Source organism: Parvimonas parva, from assembly GCF_045866535.1.
In the GTDB taxonomy this organism is placed as follows: Bacteria; Bacillota; Clostridia; order Tissierellales; family Peptoniphilaceae; genus Parvimonas; species Parvimonas parva.
Genome location: NZ_AP038371.1, coordinates 37,241 through 55,163, shown reverse-complemented (window position 1 = coordinate 55,163; position 17,923 = coordinate 37,241). Strand labels below are relative to the sequence as shown.

At 32.3% G+C, this 17,923-nt stretch carries 13 protein-coding genes, 1 tRNA gene and 3 rRNA genes; 2 read left to right on the top strand and 15 right to left on the bottom strand.

All coding sequences use genetic code 11. The annotated features are described in order from the left end of the window. Positions 1 to 317: 317 nt before the first annotated feature. Positions 318 to 806 carry a GNAT family N-acetyltransferase gene (locus ACKTSI_RS00250; protein ID WP_407862837.1) on the bottom strand — a complete coding sequence of 163 codons (489 nt, stop codon included), beginning with the start codon at positions 804 to 806 and terminating at the stop codon, positions 318 to 320. A gap of 163 nt (positions 807 to 969) precedes the next feature. Between ACKTSI_RS00250 and ACKTSI_RS00245 the strand changes: the two genes are divergently transcribed. Together ACKTSI_RS00245 and pcp are read left to right on the top strand one after the other, a co-directional pair. Then, positions 970 to 1,026, top strand: a complete 57-nt coding sequence (locus ACKTSI_RS00245) for a hypothetical protein (RefSeq protein WP_407863114.1) — start codon at positions 970 to 972, stop codon at positions 1,024 to 1,026. A gap of 10 nt (positions 1,027 to 1,036) precedes the next feature. Beyond that, complete coding sequence (pcp, locus tag ACKTSI_RS00240) at positions 1,037 to 1,678, top strand: pyroglutamyl-peptidase I (RefSeq protein WP_407862835.1); 642 nt, start codon at positions 1,037 to 1,039, stop codon at positions 1,676 to 1,678. Positions 1,679 to 1,936: 258 nt separating this feature from the next. On the opposite strand, the gene ACKTSI_RS00235 is transcribed toward pcp, so the two are convergent. The 14 genes from ACKTSI_RS00235 to ACKTSI_RS00170 all read right to left on the bottom strand — a co-directional run bounded on the left by ACKTSI_RS00235 (position 1,937) and on the right by ACKTSI_RS00170 (position 17,720). Then, positions 1,937 to 3,151 carry an IS256 family transposase gene (locus tag ACKTSI_RS00235; RefSeq protein ID WP_407862556.1) on the bottom strand — a complete coding sequence of 405 codons (1,215 nt, stop codon included), beginning with the start codon at positions 3,149 to 3,151 and terminating at the stop codon, positions 1,937 to 1,939. A 521-nt stretch (positions 3,152 to 3,672) separates the two neighbouring features. Beyond that, positions 3,673 to 4,020, bottom strand: a complete 348-nt coding sequence (locus ACKTSI_RS00230) for a hypothetical protein (protein ID WP_407862834.1) — start codon at positions 4,018 to 4,020, stop codon at positions 3,673 to 3,675. After that, the gene (locus tag ACKTSI_RS00225; RefSeq protein WP_407862833.1) at positions 4,010 to 4,195 is read right to left on the bottom strand and encodes a hypothetical protein; all 186 of its coding nucleotides are present in this window, start codon (positions 4,193 to 4,195) and stop codon (positions 4,010 to 4,012) included. Before ACKTSI_RS00225 ends, ACKTSI_RS00230 begins: the two co-directional genes overlap by 11 nt. Positions 4,196 to 4,758: 563 nt before the next feature. Then, a complete protein-coding gene (locus ACKTSI_RS00220) occupies positions 4,759 to 6,414 on the bottom strand; it encodes an ATP-binding cassette domain-containing protein (protein WP_407862832.1) in 1,656 nt (551 codons plus the stop codon). Next, on the bottom strand, positions 6,407 to 8,095 hold the full coding sequence (locus ACKTSI_RS00215; RefSeq protein ID WP_288980475.1) for an ABC transporter ATP-binding protein: 1,689 nt from the start codon (positions 8,093 to 8,095) through the stop codon (positions 6,407 to 6,409). Before ACKTSI_RS00215 ends, ACKTSI_RS00220 begins: the two co-directional genes overlap by 8 nt. 177 nt (positions 8,096 to 8,272) lie before the next feature. Beyond that, positions 8,273 to 9,259 carry a radical SAM protein gene (locus ACKTSI_RS00210; protein WP_407862831.1) on the bottom strand — a complete coding sequence of 329 codons (987 nt, stop codon included), beginning with the start codon at positions 9,257 to 9,259 and terminating at the stop codon, positions 8,273 to 8,275. After that, entirely contained in the window at positions 9,252 to 9,530 is a 279-nt protein-coding gene (locus ACKTSI_RS00205; RefSeq protein WP_288980470.1) for a PqqD family protein, read from the bottom strand. The genes ACKTSI_RS00210 and ACKTSI_RS00205 overlap by 8 nt, the downstream gene beginning before the upstream one ends. 611 nt (positions 9,531 to 10,141) lie before the next feature. Next, a complete protein-coding gene (adhP, locus tag ACKTSI_RS00200) occupies positions 10,142 to 11,155 on the bottom strand; it encodes an alcohol dehydrogenase AdhP (protein ID WP_201275763.1) in 1,014 nt (337 codons plus the stop codon). A 226-nt stretch (positions 11,156 to 11,381) separates the two neighbouring features. Beyond that, entirely contained in the window at positions 11,382 to 12,269 is an 888-nt protein-coding gene (locus ACKTSI_RS00195; RefSeq protein ID WP_407862830.1) for a GNAT family N-acetyltransferase, read from the bottom strand. After that, positions 12,266 to 12,637: a nuclear transport factor 2 family protein gene (locus ACKTSI_RS00190; RefSeq protein WP_288868946.1), complete on the bottom strand. Its 372-nt coding sequence runs from the start codon at positions 12,635 to 12,637 to the stop codon at positions 12,266 to 12,268. The genes ACKTSI_RS00195 and ACKTSI_RS00190 overlap by 4 nt, the downstream gene beginning before the upstream one ends. 100 nt (positions 12,638 to 12,737) lie before the next feature. Next, positions 12,738 to 12,853 (bottom strand): 5S ribosomal RNA (gene rrf / locus ACKTSI_RS00185). 66 nt (positions 12,854 to 12,919) lie between these two features. Beyond that, positions 12,920 to 15,821: ribosomal RNA gene (locus ACKTSI_RS00180) — 23S ribosomal RNA — on the bottom strand. 33 nt (positions 15,822 to 15,854) lie between these two features. Beyond that, positions 15,855 to 15,930 (bottom strand) — tRNA-Ala (locus ACKTSI_RS00175). Positions 15,931 to 16,195: 265 nt separating this feature from the next. Continuing rightward, a 16S ribosomal RNA gene (locus ACKTSI_RS00170) occupies positions 16,196 to 17,720 on the bottom strand. The 16S, 23S and 5S rRNA genes sit together here with 1 tRNA gene alongside, the layout of an rRNA operon. Positions 17,721 to 17,923: the final 203 nt, after the last annotated feature.

The following is a 17,923-nucleotide window of genomic DNA, read 5'->3' as shown; positions in this document are numbered from 1 at the left end:
TGAGTTCTACTCGCGCATTTTGTACTAGGTGTTCCAAAACAAAAAACACCTTTTTTAATGTTCAAAAAACCATTTGAAATATTTTTCATGTCTGTTCCTCCTTAACCATATTTTATAAAAGTATTGTAACATAAAATAATTTTATAATCAACTACTCTATAAGAATAATGTGAATTCAGATTATATATATCCTTTTACTTTAAAATCTCACTAATTAAATCATTGTTTAAATTCAATACATGTATCCATAATAATTTAAAGAAATACACAATTCTAAATAATCAAAACTTACAAGTCCTTTTTATAATAATATTTAATTAAAATGCTTTTTTATCATAACCAAGTCTTTCAAGTTCTCCTTGCAGAACGACTTCGCCGGTATATTTATAACCACAGGATAAAATAAAATTTCTCATCTTTTTATTATCCTTATGAGTATCAATTCTTAAATCTCTTTTCTTTCTTTTAGCAAAATTGTCTATATAACACATCATTTTTTTCCCAAAACTTTGTTTTTTATATTTATTTGAAGTTGCAACCTTATGTATGCTAAGATAAGGAATAGAAGTATTCCACTTTCCACTTATATTTTCGTAGTCCTCGTCAACACCCTCAACCAAACAAGCAGTAGAAACTATCGTTTTATGATATTCTAAAACATACAAATCAACTCCCAAATGTGCATCTATGTCTTCAAAACTCGGAACATACTTTCCTTGCCATTGGTCAACACCATCATCTTTTAAAGCCTTTGAGCCCTCAAGATAGATATCCAAAATAGAATCTCTATCTGTTTCATCAGCCATTCTGAATTTTAAAATTTCATACTTCATATTAAAAGAAATAAAAAATGAAAAGAAAATTATACTAAAAAATAATAAAAAGAAAATTATTCCAACAAAATATTTTATATTAAATTTAAAAATAGAATCTAAGAATAAATATACGATTATTAAAACACAGGCACCTATGGCTCTTGCAATGATTTTAGTTCATATCGTGCTTATGTTAGTAATGGCATTTTAGGAGGTTATAAATGAAAATTTTAGTTAGTGGATTTGATCCGTTTGGAGGAGAAAAAATTAATCCTGCAATTGAATCTGTAAAATTATTACCAGATGAAATTAAGGGAGCAAAAATAATAAAAGTTGAAATTCCAACAGTTGCTAGAAAAAGTCTAAAAAAACTTGAAGAAGTTATTGAAATAGAAAAACCGGATGTAGTTTTAAGCATAGGACAAGCCGGTGGAAGAACTGATATATCAGTTGAAAGAGTTGGAATAAATATTGACGATTTCAGAATAAAAGATAATGAAGGAAATCAACCAATTGACGAAAAAATAGCAGAAGATGGCCCTGATGCTTATCTTGTTACAATTCCTATAAAAGCAATGGTTCAAAAAATGATTGAAAACAAAATCCCTGCTTCTGTTTCAAACACAGCAGGAACATTTGTTTGTAACCACGTTTGCTATGGAATGGCTCATCTTGCAAGTACAAAATATCCGAATATGAAGACAGGATTTGTTCATATTCCATTTTTACCTGAACAAGTTGTAGATAAGAGAAATATGCCATCAATGCCTCTTAATGTGATTGCAAAAGGATTAGAATATGCAATAGAGGCGATTATAGAAAACAAAGAAGATATAAAAATTGAAGGTGGAGCAACACATTAAAAAAAAGGCAAGTTTTTACTTGCCTTTTAAAGTGCAGACAAAACATTAGTTTTGTCTGTGCTTTTTTTATGGGTCTGTAAATAATTTTGTGTATCAACCTAAATCCTGACACAAGGGTAAGGGTTGATACATTTTTATATGTATCAATGTTTGTCCATTCCTATAGGAATGGAGCTTGTCTTAATTTAACACAACTTTAATAAACTGTCAAATTTTTTAAAAATTTGCAGCTAATTTTATACTCTATTTTTAACTTATCTAAAACCTCCCCTCAAAAAATATTGATAATTGCGATAAGATTTGATCCCAACCACGAATTCTACTTGTCCACTTGCTTGAGGCATCTACCATTGCCAAATACAGACTTTTTTGTAGGGCATAGTCATTTGGAAATATGGTTTTATTTTTCGTTACTTTTCTTAGTTGCCTATTGAAGTTTTCCATGGCGTTTGTTGTGTATATTAGCTTTCTTATTCCTTCTGGATACTTGAAATATGTTGATAATTCTGTCCAGTTGTTTTTCCAAGAACTTACACACATTGGGTATTTTTTACCCCATTTTTCTTCAAAGATTCCTAGATTTGTTAATGCTAAGTCTTCGGTTGGTGCTTTGTATACTGCTTTTAGGTCTTTCATCAGCTCTTTGATGTCTTTGTATGACACATATTTAGTTGAGTTTCTTATTTGGTGGATTATACATTTTTGAATTTCTGCTTTTGGGTATACTGCTTCTATAGCCTGGCTAAATCCTGGTAGGTTATCTGTTGAAACTATTAGGATATCTTCAAGACCTCTTTCTTTTAGTTGATTTAATACTAAGAGCCAGTATTTGCTTGATTCATTTTCTCCTACCCACATTCCTAGTATTTCTTTAAAGCCTTCTAGATTGTAGCCTAGGGCAATGTATACTGCCTTTTTGACTACTATGTTGTTTTCTCTTACATGATAGTGTATAGCGTCTAAGAACACCATAGGATAGACTTTTTCTAATGGTCTATTTTGCCACTCTTCTATTGTTGGTAGAATTTTATTTGTTATTTTTGACACCATTGTTTCTGATATCCCAAAACCATAAATATCTTTTATGTGACTTGATATATCTCTTGTTGTCATACCTTTTCCATACATTGATATTATTTGATTTTCTATGTTTGATATGTCTTTTTCGTATTTTTTTAATGCCTGAGGCTCAAAGGATCCTTCTCTATCTCTAGGAATATTTAAATCTATATTTCCATATGATGATTTAACTGTTTTTTTACTTGAACCATTTCTAGTATTTAATGATAGTGGTTTTTCTCCATATTCATAATCTAAATGCTCATCTAATTCTGCTTTTAATAATTGCTCCATTGTATCACCTAAAAGGTCTTTTAAAGCATCTTGTAGATCTTGAACTGTTTCCGGTTGATATTCTTCGATTAACATCTTAGAAATTTTGTTTAATTTTGTTTCTGATCTCTTTCTTGGCATAAAAATTCCTCCTGATTAGTTTTTCTTTACCCTAATCAGGAGGTTTCTATACACAAAATTTTACACAGTCTCTTTTTTATGTATTTTTATTTTTAGTTAAAAATTACTTTAGAATTTATTAAAATCTTAAATTTTATATAAATTTCTCTGAAAATTAAAAAATTAGGTCTCTTTCTACCTAATTTACTCATCATATTTGCTAATTTTTTCATATTTTGGCACGCAAAAGTTAGGAGAGCTTTTATTTGCATTTTTGCTTTCTCTTTCTTGTTTGTACTTTCTACTTTTTTATTATTTCTTTTCCATTGGTGGGACTTAATTCCTTTTTTTCCTTTTAATTCTTATCTTTTTTTTATTTCTTCATTTAATTGACTATGATATTTCTTTCTATCTTTACTTCTATATTCTTATGTCTATTTGCATGTGTTTTATATTATTATACCACTTTTTAACTCTTTTCTCCACTAAAAAAGTGCCAATGATTTCTCATTGACACCTTTGTCATCAGTCTGACAAGAAGATTAATTCATCTTCTTGTATTTTTTATTCAAATATATAATCGTTGCTATTAAATTTAAAAAAAGTAATGGAAATAATCCTATCGGATCTATTTTAAATTTTTTTACTTCAAATGCATCTCCAGAAAAATAACATCCAGATAGCATAATATTCAAAAAAAAGAACGAAATTAATATTATTTTTAATATTTCATTAATTTTAAATAAATTAATAAAAATATATATCCAATACATTACAAAAATATTTAAAAAAATGATAATAATAGATACAATTTTTTGAATTTTAGTAACAGGTTTTTCAAACCCTTGCCATAAAATAAATTGTATTATTTTTTTTATTTTAATATTCATTTCTACAACTCTTTGAAAAATATAATTCTAATTCTTTAGCACCTTCTTCTATCATTTTATTCTCATCCAAAATTTTTTCTTCAGCAAATGATTTAGATTGATTAACCAAAGTTAAGGCAGGAGTAACTCCAAGTGCCAATGCTAGTAATAAACTTAATTTCTTTTTGTATTTCACAAAAAACCTCCTAAAATAATTTAGCACATTTTGTACTATAACTTTATTATTATACTACTAAAACAATTTTTGTAAAGACTGTTATTTTAAATTTATTTATGATATAATCAAAAAATATTCTTATTTTACTTAATTAACAAATTTTGAAAAACGGTTTAATTTAACATTAAAATATAATGTGTATTTTTATTTTTAGTTAAAAATTACTTTAGAATTTATTAAAATCTTAAATTTTATATAAATTTCTCTGAAAATTAAAAAATTAGGTCTCTTTTTACCTAATTTACTCATCATATTTGTTAATTTTTTCGTATTTAGGCACGCAAAAGTTAGGAGAGCTTTTATTTGCATTTTTGCTTTCTCTTTTAATTCTCTATCTTTTTTATTTCTTCATTTAATTGACTATGATATTTCTTTCTATCTTTACTTCTATATTCTTATGTCTATTTGCATGTGTTTTATATTATTATACCACTTTTTAACTCTTTTCTCCACTAAAAAAGTGCCAATGATTTCTCATTGACACCTTTGTCATCAGTCTAAGAATGTTTGCACATTCTTTTTTACGTTGTACTTGTAGTCCAAAGTTTCTTATATAATTCATTGTTTTGAATTAGATTTGAATGTGTGTCAAAGGCTAAAACCTCTCCTTTATCTACAAGCATTATTTTATCCATTTGTTTTACTGAAGATAAGTTATGTGTTATTACAATCATTCCTGTTTGAATTTCATTATAAAGGAAATTAAAAATTTTTTTCTCTACAATCGGGTCAATCGCCCAAGTAGGCTCATCAAATACAAAAAATTTTTCATTTTTATGTATTCCTCTAAGTATTGCAAGTTTTTGCCATTGTCCTTGTGAAAGTGAAATGTCTGAAAATCTTTTTGACAAAATTTTATTGTAATCCAATTCACTTTCGTCAATATAATCAATCTCTTTGAATTTTGACTTATCAACTTCTTTTTCACAATCGGAAATTTTTACATTTTCAATCGAAGATAATTCATATTTTGCAAAATCTTGAAAAACACTACTGCTCTTTACAGTCTTTACATTGCCGGAATTTTGCTCATACAGTCCTAAAATCAATTTTGAAATTGTAGATTTTCCGGAGCCATTGACTCCAACTATACCTATTTTTTCATTAGGATTAATCTTAAAACTAATATTTTTTAAAGCATATTCATTTGCATTCGGATATTTAAAGGATACATTTTCAAAAATTATTTCATCACCGAAATCTGTATTCTTCTCACATTTCATATCCAAAACTTTAAAAAGTGCATCAAGTTGAGGTAATAAGGAATTTACTTCTTTAATTCTTCCATAAAATCCTTCCTCTGATATTGAAAATATTGACTTCATCGTAACGAATACGACACCGAATTCTGCAATACTAACACTATCTCTCACAGCATAAACTATCAAATAGCTGATTGTATAGCAAATAATTTTTAAAAGTCCCATTCTAACATCATTTAAAAGCAGTTTTTTGTAAAATATTTCACTTATAGCACAAAATTTATCAAGCACTATATTGAATCTGTCTAAAAAATAATCTGACGTATTTAAGGCTTTTATTTCCTTTACACTCTCTTTTTCTAAAAATAAATTTTCAAAATATTCTCTTTTTCTTCTAATATTTTTTAAACTTTCCTCCAATTTTTCTTCAATACCCTTATCCAATTTGTTGTGTAAAAATTGCAACAACATAACTACAACTAAAATCAAAATAAAATATGGACTTAGGTAAAATAAGTAAATTGCTAAGAACAAAAAGTTAAAACCATACATAAAAACGACATCAAGATATGCATTTGTAATGTAAGATAAGTCTGATGCTCCATTTTTTGCTTGTGATAAAAGGTCTAAAAATTTACTGTCCTCATAAAAAATTGGCAAAAACTTTTTCTCTTGTAGCACATTTTCTGCCTCTCTATCCAAAATCAAATTGTAATATTCACAGTAAAAGTTCATAAAAGATTTAAAAGCATATATCAAAATTTTAACCAACATAAATATACACATACAAAAAATCATTGCTCTTGTTGTTAAATTCCCTGCTACAAAAAGCCCTAATTTTTCTAAAGTTAATTGTAAAGCGTAGATTGCAACAACTGAAGAAAGAGCCTCTAAAACAAAAATTCCATAATTGATTATAAATCTTTTTTTATCCAAAATAAAAACAAGTTTTATCCCTCTTAAAATACTATTCATCGTACCAACTCCTTTGCGTTGAATATAACTCTTTAAAATATGAATTTGAATTTAAAAGATTTTCAAAACTATCATTTTCAACAATTTTTCCGTCTTTCAAAACCAAAATAACATTACAACTTCTACAACTTCCAAGTCTATGAGTTATCCAAACACCAATATTTTCGTCAGTTATTACAGAATTTACATTTTCTATAATTCCTCTTTCACTTATAGGGTCAAGAGATGCAGTTGGCTCATCAAAAACTAAACATTCACATTTTCTTATAAGAAGTCTTGCAAGAGCAATTTTTTGCCATTCTCCAAGGGATAGAGAAACTCCGTCCTCAAGTTTTCCTAAAAATTGTCCCTTTCCGGCATCAAAACTTATAATCTTTTCATAAATTCCGACTTTCTTTAAAACTTCGTCAACATCGTCAGTCATACAAAATGCAATATTTTCAGAAACAGTCATTTCATATTTTACAAAATCTTGAAAAACAACTCCAAAATGTTGAACTAAAGATTTTTTTGAAATCTCTTTAAGCTCTACTCCATTAATCAAAATACTCCCTTCATAATTCAAAAGACCTAATAAAATTTTTATTAAAGTAGTCTTTCCGGAGCCGTTTTCTCCAACTATCGCATACTTATTTCCCTTTTCCAAAACAAAATTACAATCTTTTATAACATAAGAATTTCCATAAGAAAAAGAAACATTTTTAAACTCAATTTTTTCAACAGAATCTATTGTTTTATCTGCATTAAGTTCTATTGAATAATCTCTTGAGATAAAATTTGTAAATTTTTGTAAAAAAAGTCTAGCATCTACAATTTTTCTAATATTTATCGCTAACATATATGAAATTTCATCTGTAAATATCAGTAACGAACTAAAAAGCGCAGTACAAAGACCAAAGCTGATTGAATTTTTACCTAAAATAATTATTACAGAAAAAATAATCAAAAGAACTATCATCATAAGGATAATTCCTACATTGGCGTAAAGTTCAGAGAAAAGCAAAACTTTCTTTTCAATGGCAATTCCCCGATCTTTATTTTCTCTCCATTTTTTAGTGATAAAATCATTGTACTTAAAAGAATTTCTTTCAAGTGCAAATTCTTTATTCATAAGCACTTGAGCAAGATAACCTGCACGTCTAAAGAAATTTCCACTTTCAATATAACTTTCATATTCTAAATTTCCACAAAAAATTGCTATATAAACAAGAGGTATAAAAAGAATTAAAATGACAATTCCAAGATACCAAACAAATGTCGAAACGATAAAACAATATCCTAAAAATCTTATAAAATAAGAAAACAAAGATATAATAGAATTTAAATAATTTTTAAATTTTGGTACTATATCTTTTACATAATATACTTCTCTATGAAAATCTTCATTTTCGTAATTAAAATAAGGAATTTCTGAAATGAAATTCATAGTAAACGTAGAAAACTGTTTTTCAATATGTAAATTAAACTTGTAATTATAATAGTTCAATATTTGTCTTATAAAAAAATTAGCAATTAAAATTCCAATAAATTCAAAAAAATATAAACTTTCATGAATATTATTCAAAAATTTTCCAACAACAAAAACTTCCAAGATTGGAATACTTGAATAAATCAAATTCAAAATTAAAATTAAAAAAATATAACTTTTATTCACTTTAGCTAACTTAATTAATTTAAACATATAAATTCTCCATTTTTAATAAAATACAAGATAAGGAATTCAAACAACTGAATTCCTTATACATTTTTTAATTATTTGAACCAGCTACACCGCCATGACCTTTACCTCTACACTGTCCACTACATAGAGGAACTATAACTGGCGGATTAAACTTATATTGTGGCTTACTATATTTTTTCATAAATTCACCTCCTCTTCTTTTTGTAAATATTTTAATTTTTCAAGAGCAAATTCTAAATCAAATTTAGAACAGCCTCTAAAATCTCCATCCATAAAAGCTAACCCTATACAGCGATCACAATATTCTCTAATATCGCAGTCACTGCAAATCAAATCTTTATTTTTTAAATTTTGAAGTTCTAAAACTTTACCAGAATTCCAAATATCTATTAATCCTCCATCACTATTAATATTACCAATACTATAGTAAAAAGTAGAGCAAGGAAAAACTTCTCCTTTAGAATCTATAAATATGCTATCTTGAATAACCTTACAAGGATAATCATCTTCCTTAAAATTAGTTTTTATAGAATAAATTTCAGGAAGAGACTCTTTCATTACCTTAAAACCCAAATTAGGTTTAAGTCTCAACGATTTATTTTCAAAACTACCATTATTTAATCCTGTTATTTGAGAAGTAGTTACAAATTTAATATTGTTTTTATAACAATATCTCTTAACTTCATTAAAAGTCGAATAATTATATATCATAACTGGTATTTTTACCTCTACACGAATCCCGTATTTTTTTAATAAATTTATAGCTTCCATTACCTTTGTTGAAGAATTTTTAGCTCTTGTAATAAAATCATTTATTTTATTATCTAAAGAGAAAAGGGTTATACCAAAAGAGCTTATATACAATTCAGATAATTTCTTTGCGATAGAATCATTTAAAAGATATCCATTACTAAGCACATTAACAGAAAAACCTTTTTTTCTTGTAATTGAAATTATATCAATAAAATCTTTTCTTAGAAGAACTTCTCCCCCAGTATAAACTATTGTATAAGTACCTAGTTTCCTAGCATCATCTAAAACCTTTTTAATATCATTTAAAGATATACCCTTATTAGTAAAATCCGAAATATAACAATGCCTGCATTTAAAATTACATCTGCTAGTTAATTCTATTGTGATTTCTCTTAATTTTCTATTATTCATTTAAATAAACCAATTTATCCTTTACCAAATTATTTATAAATTCTTCAACATCTGACAATAAAACATCATAATCAACATTATAAATTTTGGACAACCTCTCAACTATTAACCTTATATTTGTTTCTTCAGAAAGTATCATATTAATAATTTCATATCCAGTTTCTTCAAATTCATAATAGCTTTCATCTATCTCATTTTTTATTAGCAATTTGTCATCTAATATTTGCCAAGATATAAAATTTTGAGGCTTAATAAAAGAAAAATCATTCATAAACGTTCCTCCATACGACTTTATTAACCCTAGTATATCAAAAAAAAAATAAAAAGGCAATACAAATAAAAAAGAATGTTTTTACATTTTTCCCAGACTGATGACAAAGCATTAGTTTTGTCTGTGCTTTTTTTATGTATTTTTATTTTTAGTTAAAAATTACTTTAGAATTTATTAAAATCTTAAATTTTATATAAATTTCTCTGAAAATTAAAAAATTAGGTCTCTTTTTACCTAATTTACTCATCATATTTGTTAATTTTTTCATATTTAGGCACGCAAAAGTTAGGAGAGCTTTTATTTGCATTTTTGCTTTCCCTTTCTTGTTTGTACTTTCTACTTTTTTATTATTTCTTTTCCATTGGTGGGACTTAATTCCTTTTTCCCTTTTAATTCTTATCTTTTTTATTTCTTCATTTAATTGACTATGATATTTCTTTTATATCTTTTCTATCTTTACTTCTATATTCTTATGTCTATTTGCATGTGTTTTTATATTATTATACCACTTTTTAACTCTTTTCTCCACTAAAAAAGTGCCAATGATTTCTCATTGACACCTTTGTAATCAGTCTGAAGGCAAGTTTTTACCCGCCTTTTAAATATTCAAATTACATTTTCATATCAATAACCATACGTCCTTGAATTTTTCCTTCTTCCAATTCAGTAAAAATGTCAATCGCATCTGTTATAGGTCTTTTAGTTACTACAGGAGTAACTAAACCTTCAGCTCCAAATTGAAAAGCTTCCGCTAAATCTTTTCTGGTTCCTACAAGTGAACCGATTATTTCAATTCCGTCCAATACAGTTTTAACAATCGGAACATCCATTGTTTCTGAAGGTAATCCTACAGCAACAACTTTTCCTGCAGCTCTTACTGAATCTATGGCTTGATTAAAAGCAACTTTTGAAACAGCAGTAACGACTGCACTATGACAACCTCCAATATTTTCTTGAATATATTTTGCAGGATCTACATTTTTTCCGTTAAGAACAATATCAGCACCACATTCTTTTGCAAGAGCTAATTTGTCATCATTAATATCAATGGCAACAACATGAGCATTGAAAACTTTTTTAGCATATTGAACTGCTAAGTTTCCAAGTCCCCCTGCTCCATAAAGAGCAATCCATTGACCCGGTTTCAAACAGGCAGCTTTTATCGCTGCATAAACAGTAACTCCGGCACAAGTAATACTACTTGCCTGAGCGGGATCAAGCCCATCAGGAACCTTAACTGCATAATCGGCAGTTGCAATACATTCAGTAGCCATAGCTCCATCAACTGAATATCCAGCATTTTTTACAGTTCTACAAAGAGTTTCTTTTCCTGTATTACAATAATCACAACATCCACAACCTTCAAAGAACCAAGCAACACTTACCCTATCTCCAACTTTTAAGGAAGTTACTCCTTCACCTAATGTTTTAACAATACCAACACCTTCATGTCCTAAAACACGTCCCGGTACTTTTCCGAAATCTCCTTTAGCAACATGCAAATCCGTATGGCACACACCACAGTATTCAACATCAATCAAAACTTCTCCATAACCTGGCTTTCTTATGTCTTTTTCTACAACTTCCATCCAAGTTCCTTCTTTATTTACTACAACAGCTTTCATAAAAATACCTCCTTTATTGAATATGTATATCATAATTATATATCTTTAAATAACAATTGTCAACTACTTATGCAAATTAATTTTATTTTGTCTATTGATAAAGTGATTTTTAACGAATAAATATCTATTTTTTAAAAAATTGTTATTACTCTTTAAAAATATATTCACAATTTACACTAAAAAAACTATTGACATAAAAAATATCAATAGTTTTAAATTTTCTAATCTACATAATCTTTTTATCATAACCAAGTCTTTCAAGTTCTCCTTGCAGAACGACTTCGCCGGTATATTCATAACCACAGGATAAAATAAAATTTCTCATCTTTTTATTATCCTTATGAGTATCAATCCTTAAATCTCTTTTCTTTCTTTTAGCAAAATTGTCTATATAACACATCATTTTTTTACCAAAACTTTGTTTTTTATAACGATTTGAAGTTGCAACCTTATGTATGCTAAGATAAGGAATAGAAGTATTCCACTTTCCACTTATATTTTCGTAGTCCTCATCAACACCCTCAACCAAACAAGCAGTAGAAACTATCCTTTTATGATATTCTAAAACATACAAATCAACGCCCAAATGTGCATCTATATCTTCAAAACTTGGAACATACTTTCCTTGCCATTGGTCAACTCCATCATCTTTTAAAGCCTTTGAGCCCTCAAGATATATTTCTAAAATACTTTCTCTATCTATTTCATCAGCCATTCTGAATTTTAAAATTTCATACTTCATATTAAAAGAAATAAAAAATGAAAAGAAAATTATACTAAAAAATAATAAAAAGAAAATTATCCCAACAAAATATTTTATATTAAATTTAAAAATATAATCTAAGAATAAATATAAAAACAAAAATTCAAACTCAAAATTTAAAACTTTTAAAATATTTAAAATATTTTTATAAAATTTATTTGAAATTGTATAGCTTACTGAATTTATATACTTAAAACCGAGCCTAAAAACAAATTCTATTAAAACTAAAACCAAAAGTAAAATATAATCGCCAACAAAAGCCTTAAAAAACAGACCTAAAACAAACATAATTCCCAAAATGGAAAGTTTTATGTAATTGATTATTTTTAAATCACAAAATGTATTCATCATTTTATCCTAACTCCTATATTTTTTTCTAATCTCCACTCAGGAATATTACCGTCATCTCCCCAATATTCATCTAATTTTGAAATTTTTTCGTTTTCTATTTCAATAAATGAATTTACATGAAAAGATAAAGTTTTTGAAATATTAAAAACTCTAGCAACCACAATAAATAAATTCCCTATTTGCTCGATTCTTTCAATTTCTCCACTCCATTTATCAGGATATTCACAATTAGCCCTTATAAATTCATCAACAGTAAATTTTTCATTTGTATTATGCCAACAAATACAAGCATTTTCGTTAAAAAATTTCTTAATCTCAAAAGCATTTTGACTCAAAACAGCATTATAAAATTCATATATATTAAACATATTTACTCCTTTTTCTTATTTACTTATAATTATATCTTAAATATTAATTATCCACAATATTTTTATACAAAAAAATCACTCTTTCGAGTGATTTTGATTTGTTTGGCTGTTTTCTAATCTCCCAATACGAAATGTATTAGTACCTTCGACGTTTAGGAGCTTGACTTCCGTGTTCGAGATGGGAACGGGTATATCCTCCTAGCTATCACAGCCATACTTGTTTTGTTTTGTTTATTTTGTAATATATTTCATTGAAATCCTCTAATTAAAGAGTATATATTTCTGGTCAAGCTTTCGATTTATTAGTATCAGTTAGCTTTGATGTTGCCACCTTTACACCTCTGACCTATCTACGACATTTTCTGTATCGAATCTCTCTTGTATTTCTACAACAGGAAATCTCATCTTGAGGGGGGCTTCGTGCTTAGATGCCTTCAGCACTTATCCCTTCCAGACTTAGCTATTCAGCATTACCATTGGCATGATAACTGATACACCAGCGGTCTGTCCATCCCGGTCCTCTCGTACTAAGGACAGCTCCTCTCAAATTTCCTACGCCCACGATGGATAGGGACCGAACTGTCTCACGACGTTCTGAACCCAGCTCGCGTGCCTCTTTAATGGGCGAACAGCCCAACCCTTGGGACCTACTCCAGCCCCAGGATGAGACGAGCCGACATCGAGGTGCCAAACCTCCCCGTCGATGTGAACTCTTGGGGGAGATAAGCCTGTTATCCCCGGGGTAGCTTTTATCCGTTGAGCGATGGCCCTTCCACTCGGTACCACCGGATCACTAAGTCCTAGTTTCCTATCTGCTCCACTTGTTGGTGTCGCAGTTAAGCTCCCTTTTGCCTTTGCACTCTTAGAATGATTTCCATCCATTCTGAGGGAACCTTTGAACGCCTCCGTTACTCTTTAGGAGGCGACCGCCCCAGTCAAACTGCCCAACTGACAGTGTCCCTGTACTCGATTCAGAGTACCAGGTTAGAAATTTAGTATCAAAAGGGTGGTATCCCAACAACGACTCCACGAAAACTGACGCTCTCGCTTCTTTGTCTCCCACCTATCCTGTACATTTAATACCAAATTCCAATGCCAGCCTACAGTAAAGCTCCACGGGGTCTTTCCGTCCTATCGTGGGTAAGTCGCATCTTCACGACTACTACAATTTCACCGGATCCTTTGTTGAGACAGTGCCCAAATCATTACACCTTTCGTGCGGGTCGGAACTTACCCGACAAGGAATTTCGCTACCTTAGGACCGTTATAGTTACGGCCGCCGTTTACTGGGGCTTAAGTTCTATGCTTCGATTGCTCTAACATTTCCCCTTAACCTTCCAGCACCGGGCAGGTGTCAGCTCCTATACTTCATCTTTCGATTTAGCAGAAACTTGTGTTTTTGGTAAACAGTTGCTTGGGCCTATTCTCTGCGACCACTCTATGCTCTATCCGTTTGAATTTCACATCTAATGGTACCCCTTCTCCCGAAGTTACGGGGTCATTTTGCCGAGTTCCTTAACAAAGGTTCTTCCGCGCGTCTTAGGATTCTCTCCTTGCCTACCTGTGTCGGTTTTGGTACGGGTATCTTCTCACTCAATAGTACCTTTTCTTGGCAGTTTGGAATCTGTTGCTTCACTACTCATTTTTCGCTCCCCATCACATCTCGATATTAAGATTAGGGATTTGCCTCTAATCTCTATCTACTTGCTTAGACGTGCTCTACCATTCACACGCTCAACATATCCTCCTGCGTCAGTACATCTCTCAAACATTCAAAGATAGTACAGGAATCTCAACCTGTTGTCCATCGCTTACGCTTTTCAGCCTGGGCTTAGGTCCCGACTTACCCTGAGAGGACGAGCCTTCCTCAGGAATCCTTAGGCTTTCGACGGGCAGGATTCTCACCTGCCTTTTCGCTACTCATGCCAGCATTCTCTCTTCTGTAAAGTCCACTTCGTCTTACAACTTAGCTTCACCCCTTACACAATGCTCCTCTACCACTAATTTACATTAGTCCACAGCTTCGGTATTAGATTTTAGCCCCGTTCATTTTCGGCGCTCTACCACTTGACCAGTGAGCTATTACGCACTCTTTAAATGTATGGCTGCTTCTAAGCCAACATCCTGGTTGTCTAAGTAGTAAAACATCCTTTACCACTTAATCTATATTTAGGGACCTTAGCTGGTGGTCTGGGCTCTTTCCCTTTTGACTATGAAGCTTATCCCACATAGTCTGACTCCCAATCATCATTTATCAGGTATTCGGAGTTTGATAACTTTCGGTAATGTCTAACACCCCTACGGTATTCAGTGCTCTACCCCCTGTAAACTAAATTGAGGCTAGCCCTAAAGCTATTTCGAGGAGAACCAGCTATCTCCAAGTTCGATTGGCTTTTCACCCCTATCCACAAGTCATCCGATAACTTTTAAACGTTACCCGGTTCGGTCCTCCATGAAATTTTACTTTCACTTCAACCTGCTCATGGATAGATCACCTGGTTTCGGGTCTATGGCATACGACTTATCCGCCCTATTCAGACTCGGTTTCCCTACGGCTCCGTAACTTCATTACTTAACCTTGCCGCACACCATAACTCGCTGGCCCGTTCTACAAAAAGTACGATATCATCTCTCTATAAGACTCTATCTGCTTGTAGGCATAAGGTTTCAGGTTCTATTTCACTCCCCTCCCGGGGTTCTTTTCACCTTTCCCTCACGGTACTATTCTCTATCGGTCACTGAGTAGTATTTAGCCTTAGGGGGTGGTCCCCCCATATTCACACAGGATTTCTCGTGTCCCATGCTACTCTTTCTAAGTCAGATATTAATCAATTTCGTTTACAAGACTTTCACTTTCTTCGGTTGGCCTTCCCAGACCATTCTACTATCAATCTTTATCCTTAACTTATTTTGGGCTCTTTCCATTTCGCTCGCCGCTACTTTGAAAATCGAATTTTTTCTTTCTTTTCGTCTGGCTACTTAGATGTTTCAGTTCACCAACTCTCCCCTCTTATTGCTATGTATTCACAATAAGATACTTGAGGTTTGCTCAAGTAGGTTTCCCCATTCGGACATTCCCGGATTAACAGATATTTGCTCCTCCCCGAGACTTTTCGCAGCTTATCACGTCCTTCTTCGGCTCTCAGTGCCAAGGCATTCACCTTATGCCCTTGGTCGCTTGACCAGAAATATATTACTCTTTAATTTTCAGGTTTCTTGGTGGAGATGAGGAGATTCGAACTCCTGACCCCCTGCTTGCAAGGCAGGTGCTCTCCCAACTGAGCTACACCCCCAAAAAAGTTTTACGACAGTAAAAGTTTTTTGGGGGTTTTGCGTGCCCGACTTTGAAATTTTCAAAAATTTATTTTTGTTAAAATTTCATAGATTGGGTTCACCCCATCTCTCTAATAATGAATAACAATCATTAACAAAGAGCATTTCTCTTACTATCATATTCTATTGGTTCTTTGCCTTACAGCAAATAAAAATCGAACCTTAAAAAACAGTGATAAAAAACATTGTTTACTTTTTTGAACTGTCGTTCTTAGTACTCCTTAGAAAGGAGGTGATCCAGCCGCACCTTCCGATACGGCTACCTTGTTACGACTTCACCCCAGTCATTAACCCTACCTTCGACGCCTTCCTCCTTGCGGTTAGATCGGCGGCTTCGGGTATTGCCAACTCCCATGGTGTGACGGGCGGTGTGTACAAGACCCGGGAACGCATTCACCGCGACGTTCTGATTCGCGATTACTAGTAACTCCGACTTCATGTAGGCGAGTTGCAGCCTACAATCCGAACTGAGATTGGCTTTTAGAGTTTTGCTTCACATCACTATGTCGCTTCTCGTTGTACCAACCATTGTAGCACGTGTGTAGCCCAAGACATAAAGGGCATGATGATTTGACGTCATCCCCACCTTCCTCCGATTTATCATCGGCAGTCTCTCCAGAGTCCCCATCCAAAATGCTGGTAACTGAAGATAAGGGTTGCGCTCGTTGCGGGACTTAACCCAACATCTCACGACACGAGCTGACGACAACCATGCACCACCTGTATAGCTGTCCCGAGGGACTTATCAATTTCTCAATAACTCAACTATATGTCAAGCCTTGGTAAGGTTCTTCGCGTTGCTTCGAATTAAACCACATGCTCCGCTACTTGTGCGGGTCCCCGTCAATTCCTTTGAGTTTCAGTGTTGCCACCGTACTCCCCAGGCGGAATGCTTAATGTGTTAACTTCGGCACCGAGGTTTGACCCCCAACACCTAGCATTCATCGTTTACGGCGTGGACTACCAGGGTATCTAATCCTGTTTGCTCCCCACGCTTTCGTACCTGAGCGTCAGTAAAAGTCCAGAAAGTCGCCTTCGCCACCGGTATTCCTCCTAATATCTACGCATTTCACCGCTACACTAGGAATTCCACTTTCCTCTCCTTCACTCAAGTCTATCAGTTTCAAGTGCTTAATGAGGTTAAGCCTCACGCTTTCACACCTGACTTAATAGACCGCCTACGTACCCTTTACGCCCAATAATTCCGGACAACGCTCGCCCCATACGTATTACCGCGGCTGCTGGCACGTATTTAGCCGGGGCTTCCTCCTATGATACCGTCATTATCTTCTCATAGGACAGAGCTTTACAATTCGAAAACCTTCTTCGCTCACGCGGCGTCGCTGCATCAGGGTTTCCCCCATTGTGCAATATTCCCCACTGCTGCCTCCCGTAGGAGTTTGGACCGTGTCTCAGTTCCAATGTGGCCGTTCATCCTCTCAGACCGGCTACTGATCGTCGCCTTGGTAGGCCTTTACCCTTCCAACTAGCTAATCAGACGCGAGCCCATCTTACACCGATAAATCTTTGACCCCTTTGCCATGCGGTTCTGTGGTCTCATGCGGTATTAATCGTCGTTTCCAACGGCTATCCCCCTGTGTAAGGTAGGTTGCTCACGTGTTACTCACCCGTTCGCCACTTTCATTCTATTTCCTATCCCGAAGGCTATTCCATAAAAATCACGTTCGACTTGCATGTGTTAAGCACGCCGCCAGCGTTCGTCCTGAGCCAGGATCAAACTCTCTATTAAAAGTTCGTCTGCTCTCGCTGACTTTTTTGTTACACCAAATTATTGTTTTTCTTTGTACTCTCAAAGTTTCTATCACTGTTTACTTTTCTTGGTTCGTTGTCACTATCATTGCGACCTCTATATTATATCACTAACTTTTTGTCTTGTCAATACCTTTTTTAAAGTTTTTTTAACTTTTTAAAAAGTTTTTAAAAAGTTTTACT

Bases quoted from the DNA above. Each gene is read 5' to 3' on its own strand.
- ACKTSI_RS00250 (WP_407862837.1), bottom strand. From the start codon at position 806: ATGGCTGATGAAACAGATAGAGATTCTATTTTGGATATCTATCTTGAG.
- pcp (WP_407862835.1), top strand. From the start codon at position 1,037: ATGAAAATTTTAGTTAGTGGATTTGATCCGTTTGGAGGAGAAAAAATT.
- ACKTSI_RS00235 (WP_407862556.1), bottom strand. From the start codon at position 3,151: ATGCCAAGAAAGAGATCAGAAACAAAATTAAACAAAATTTCTAAGATG.
- ACKTSI_RS00230 (WP_407862834.1), bottom strand. From the start codon at position 4,020: ATGAATATTAAAATAAAAAAAATAATACAATTTATTTTATGGCAAGGG.
- ACKTSI_RS00220 (WP_407862832.1), bottom strand. From the start codon at position 6,414: ATGAATAGTATTTTAAGAGGGATAAAACTTGTTTTTATTTTGGATAAA.
- ACKTSI_RS00215 (WP_288980475.1), bottom strand. From the start codon at position 8,095: ATGTTTAAATTAATTAAGTTAGCTAAAGTGAATAAAAGTTATATTTTT.
- ACKTSI_RS00210 (WP_407862831.1), bottom strand. From the start codon at position 9,259: ATGAATAATAGAAAATTAAGAGAAATCACAATAGAATTAACTAGCAGA.
- ACKTSI_RS00205 (WP_288980470.1), bottom strand. From the start codon at position 9,530: ATGAATGATTTTTCTTTTATTAAGCCTCAAAATTTTATATCTTGGCAA.
- adhP (WP_201275763.1), bottom strand. From the start codon at position 11,155: ATGAAAGCTGTTGTAGTAAATAAAGAAGGAACTTGGATGGAAGTTGTA.
- ACKTSI_RS00195 (WP_407862830.1), bottom strand. From the start codon at position 12,269: ATGATGAATACATTTTGTGATTTAAAAATAATCAATTACATAAAACTT.
- ACKTSI_RS00190 (WP_288868946.1), bottom strand. From the start codon at position 12,637: ATGTTTAATATATATGAATTTTATAATGCTGTTTTGAGTCAAAATGCT.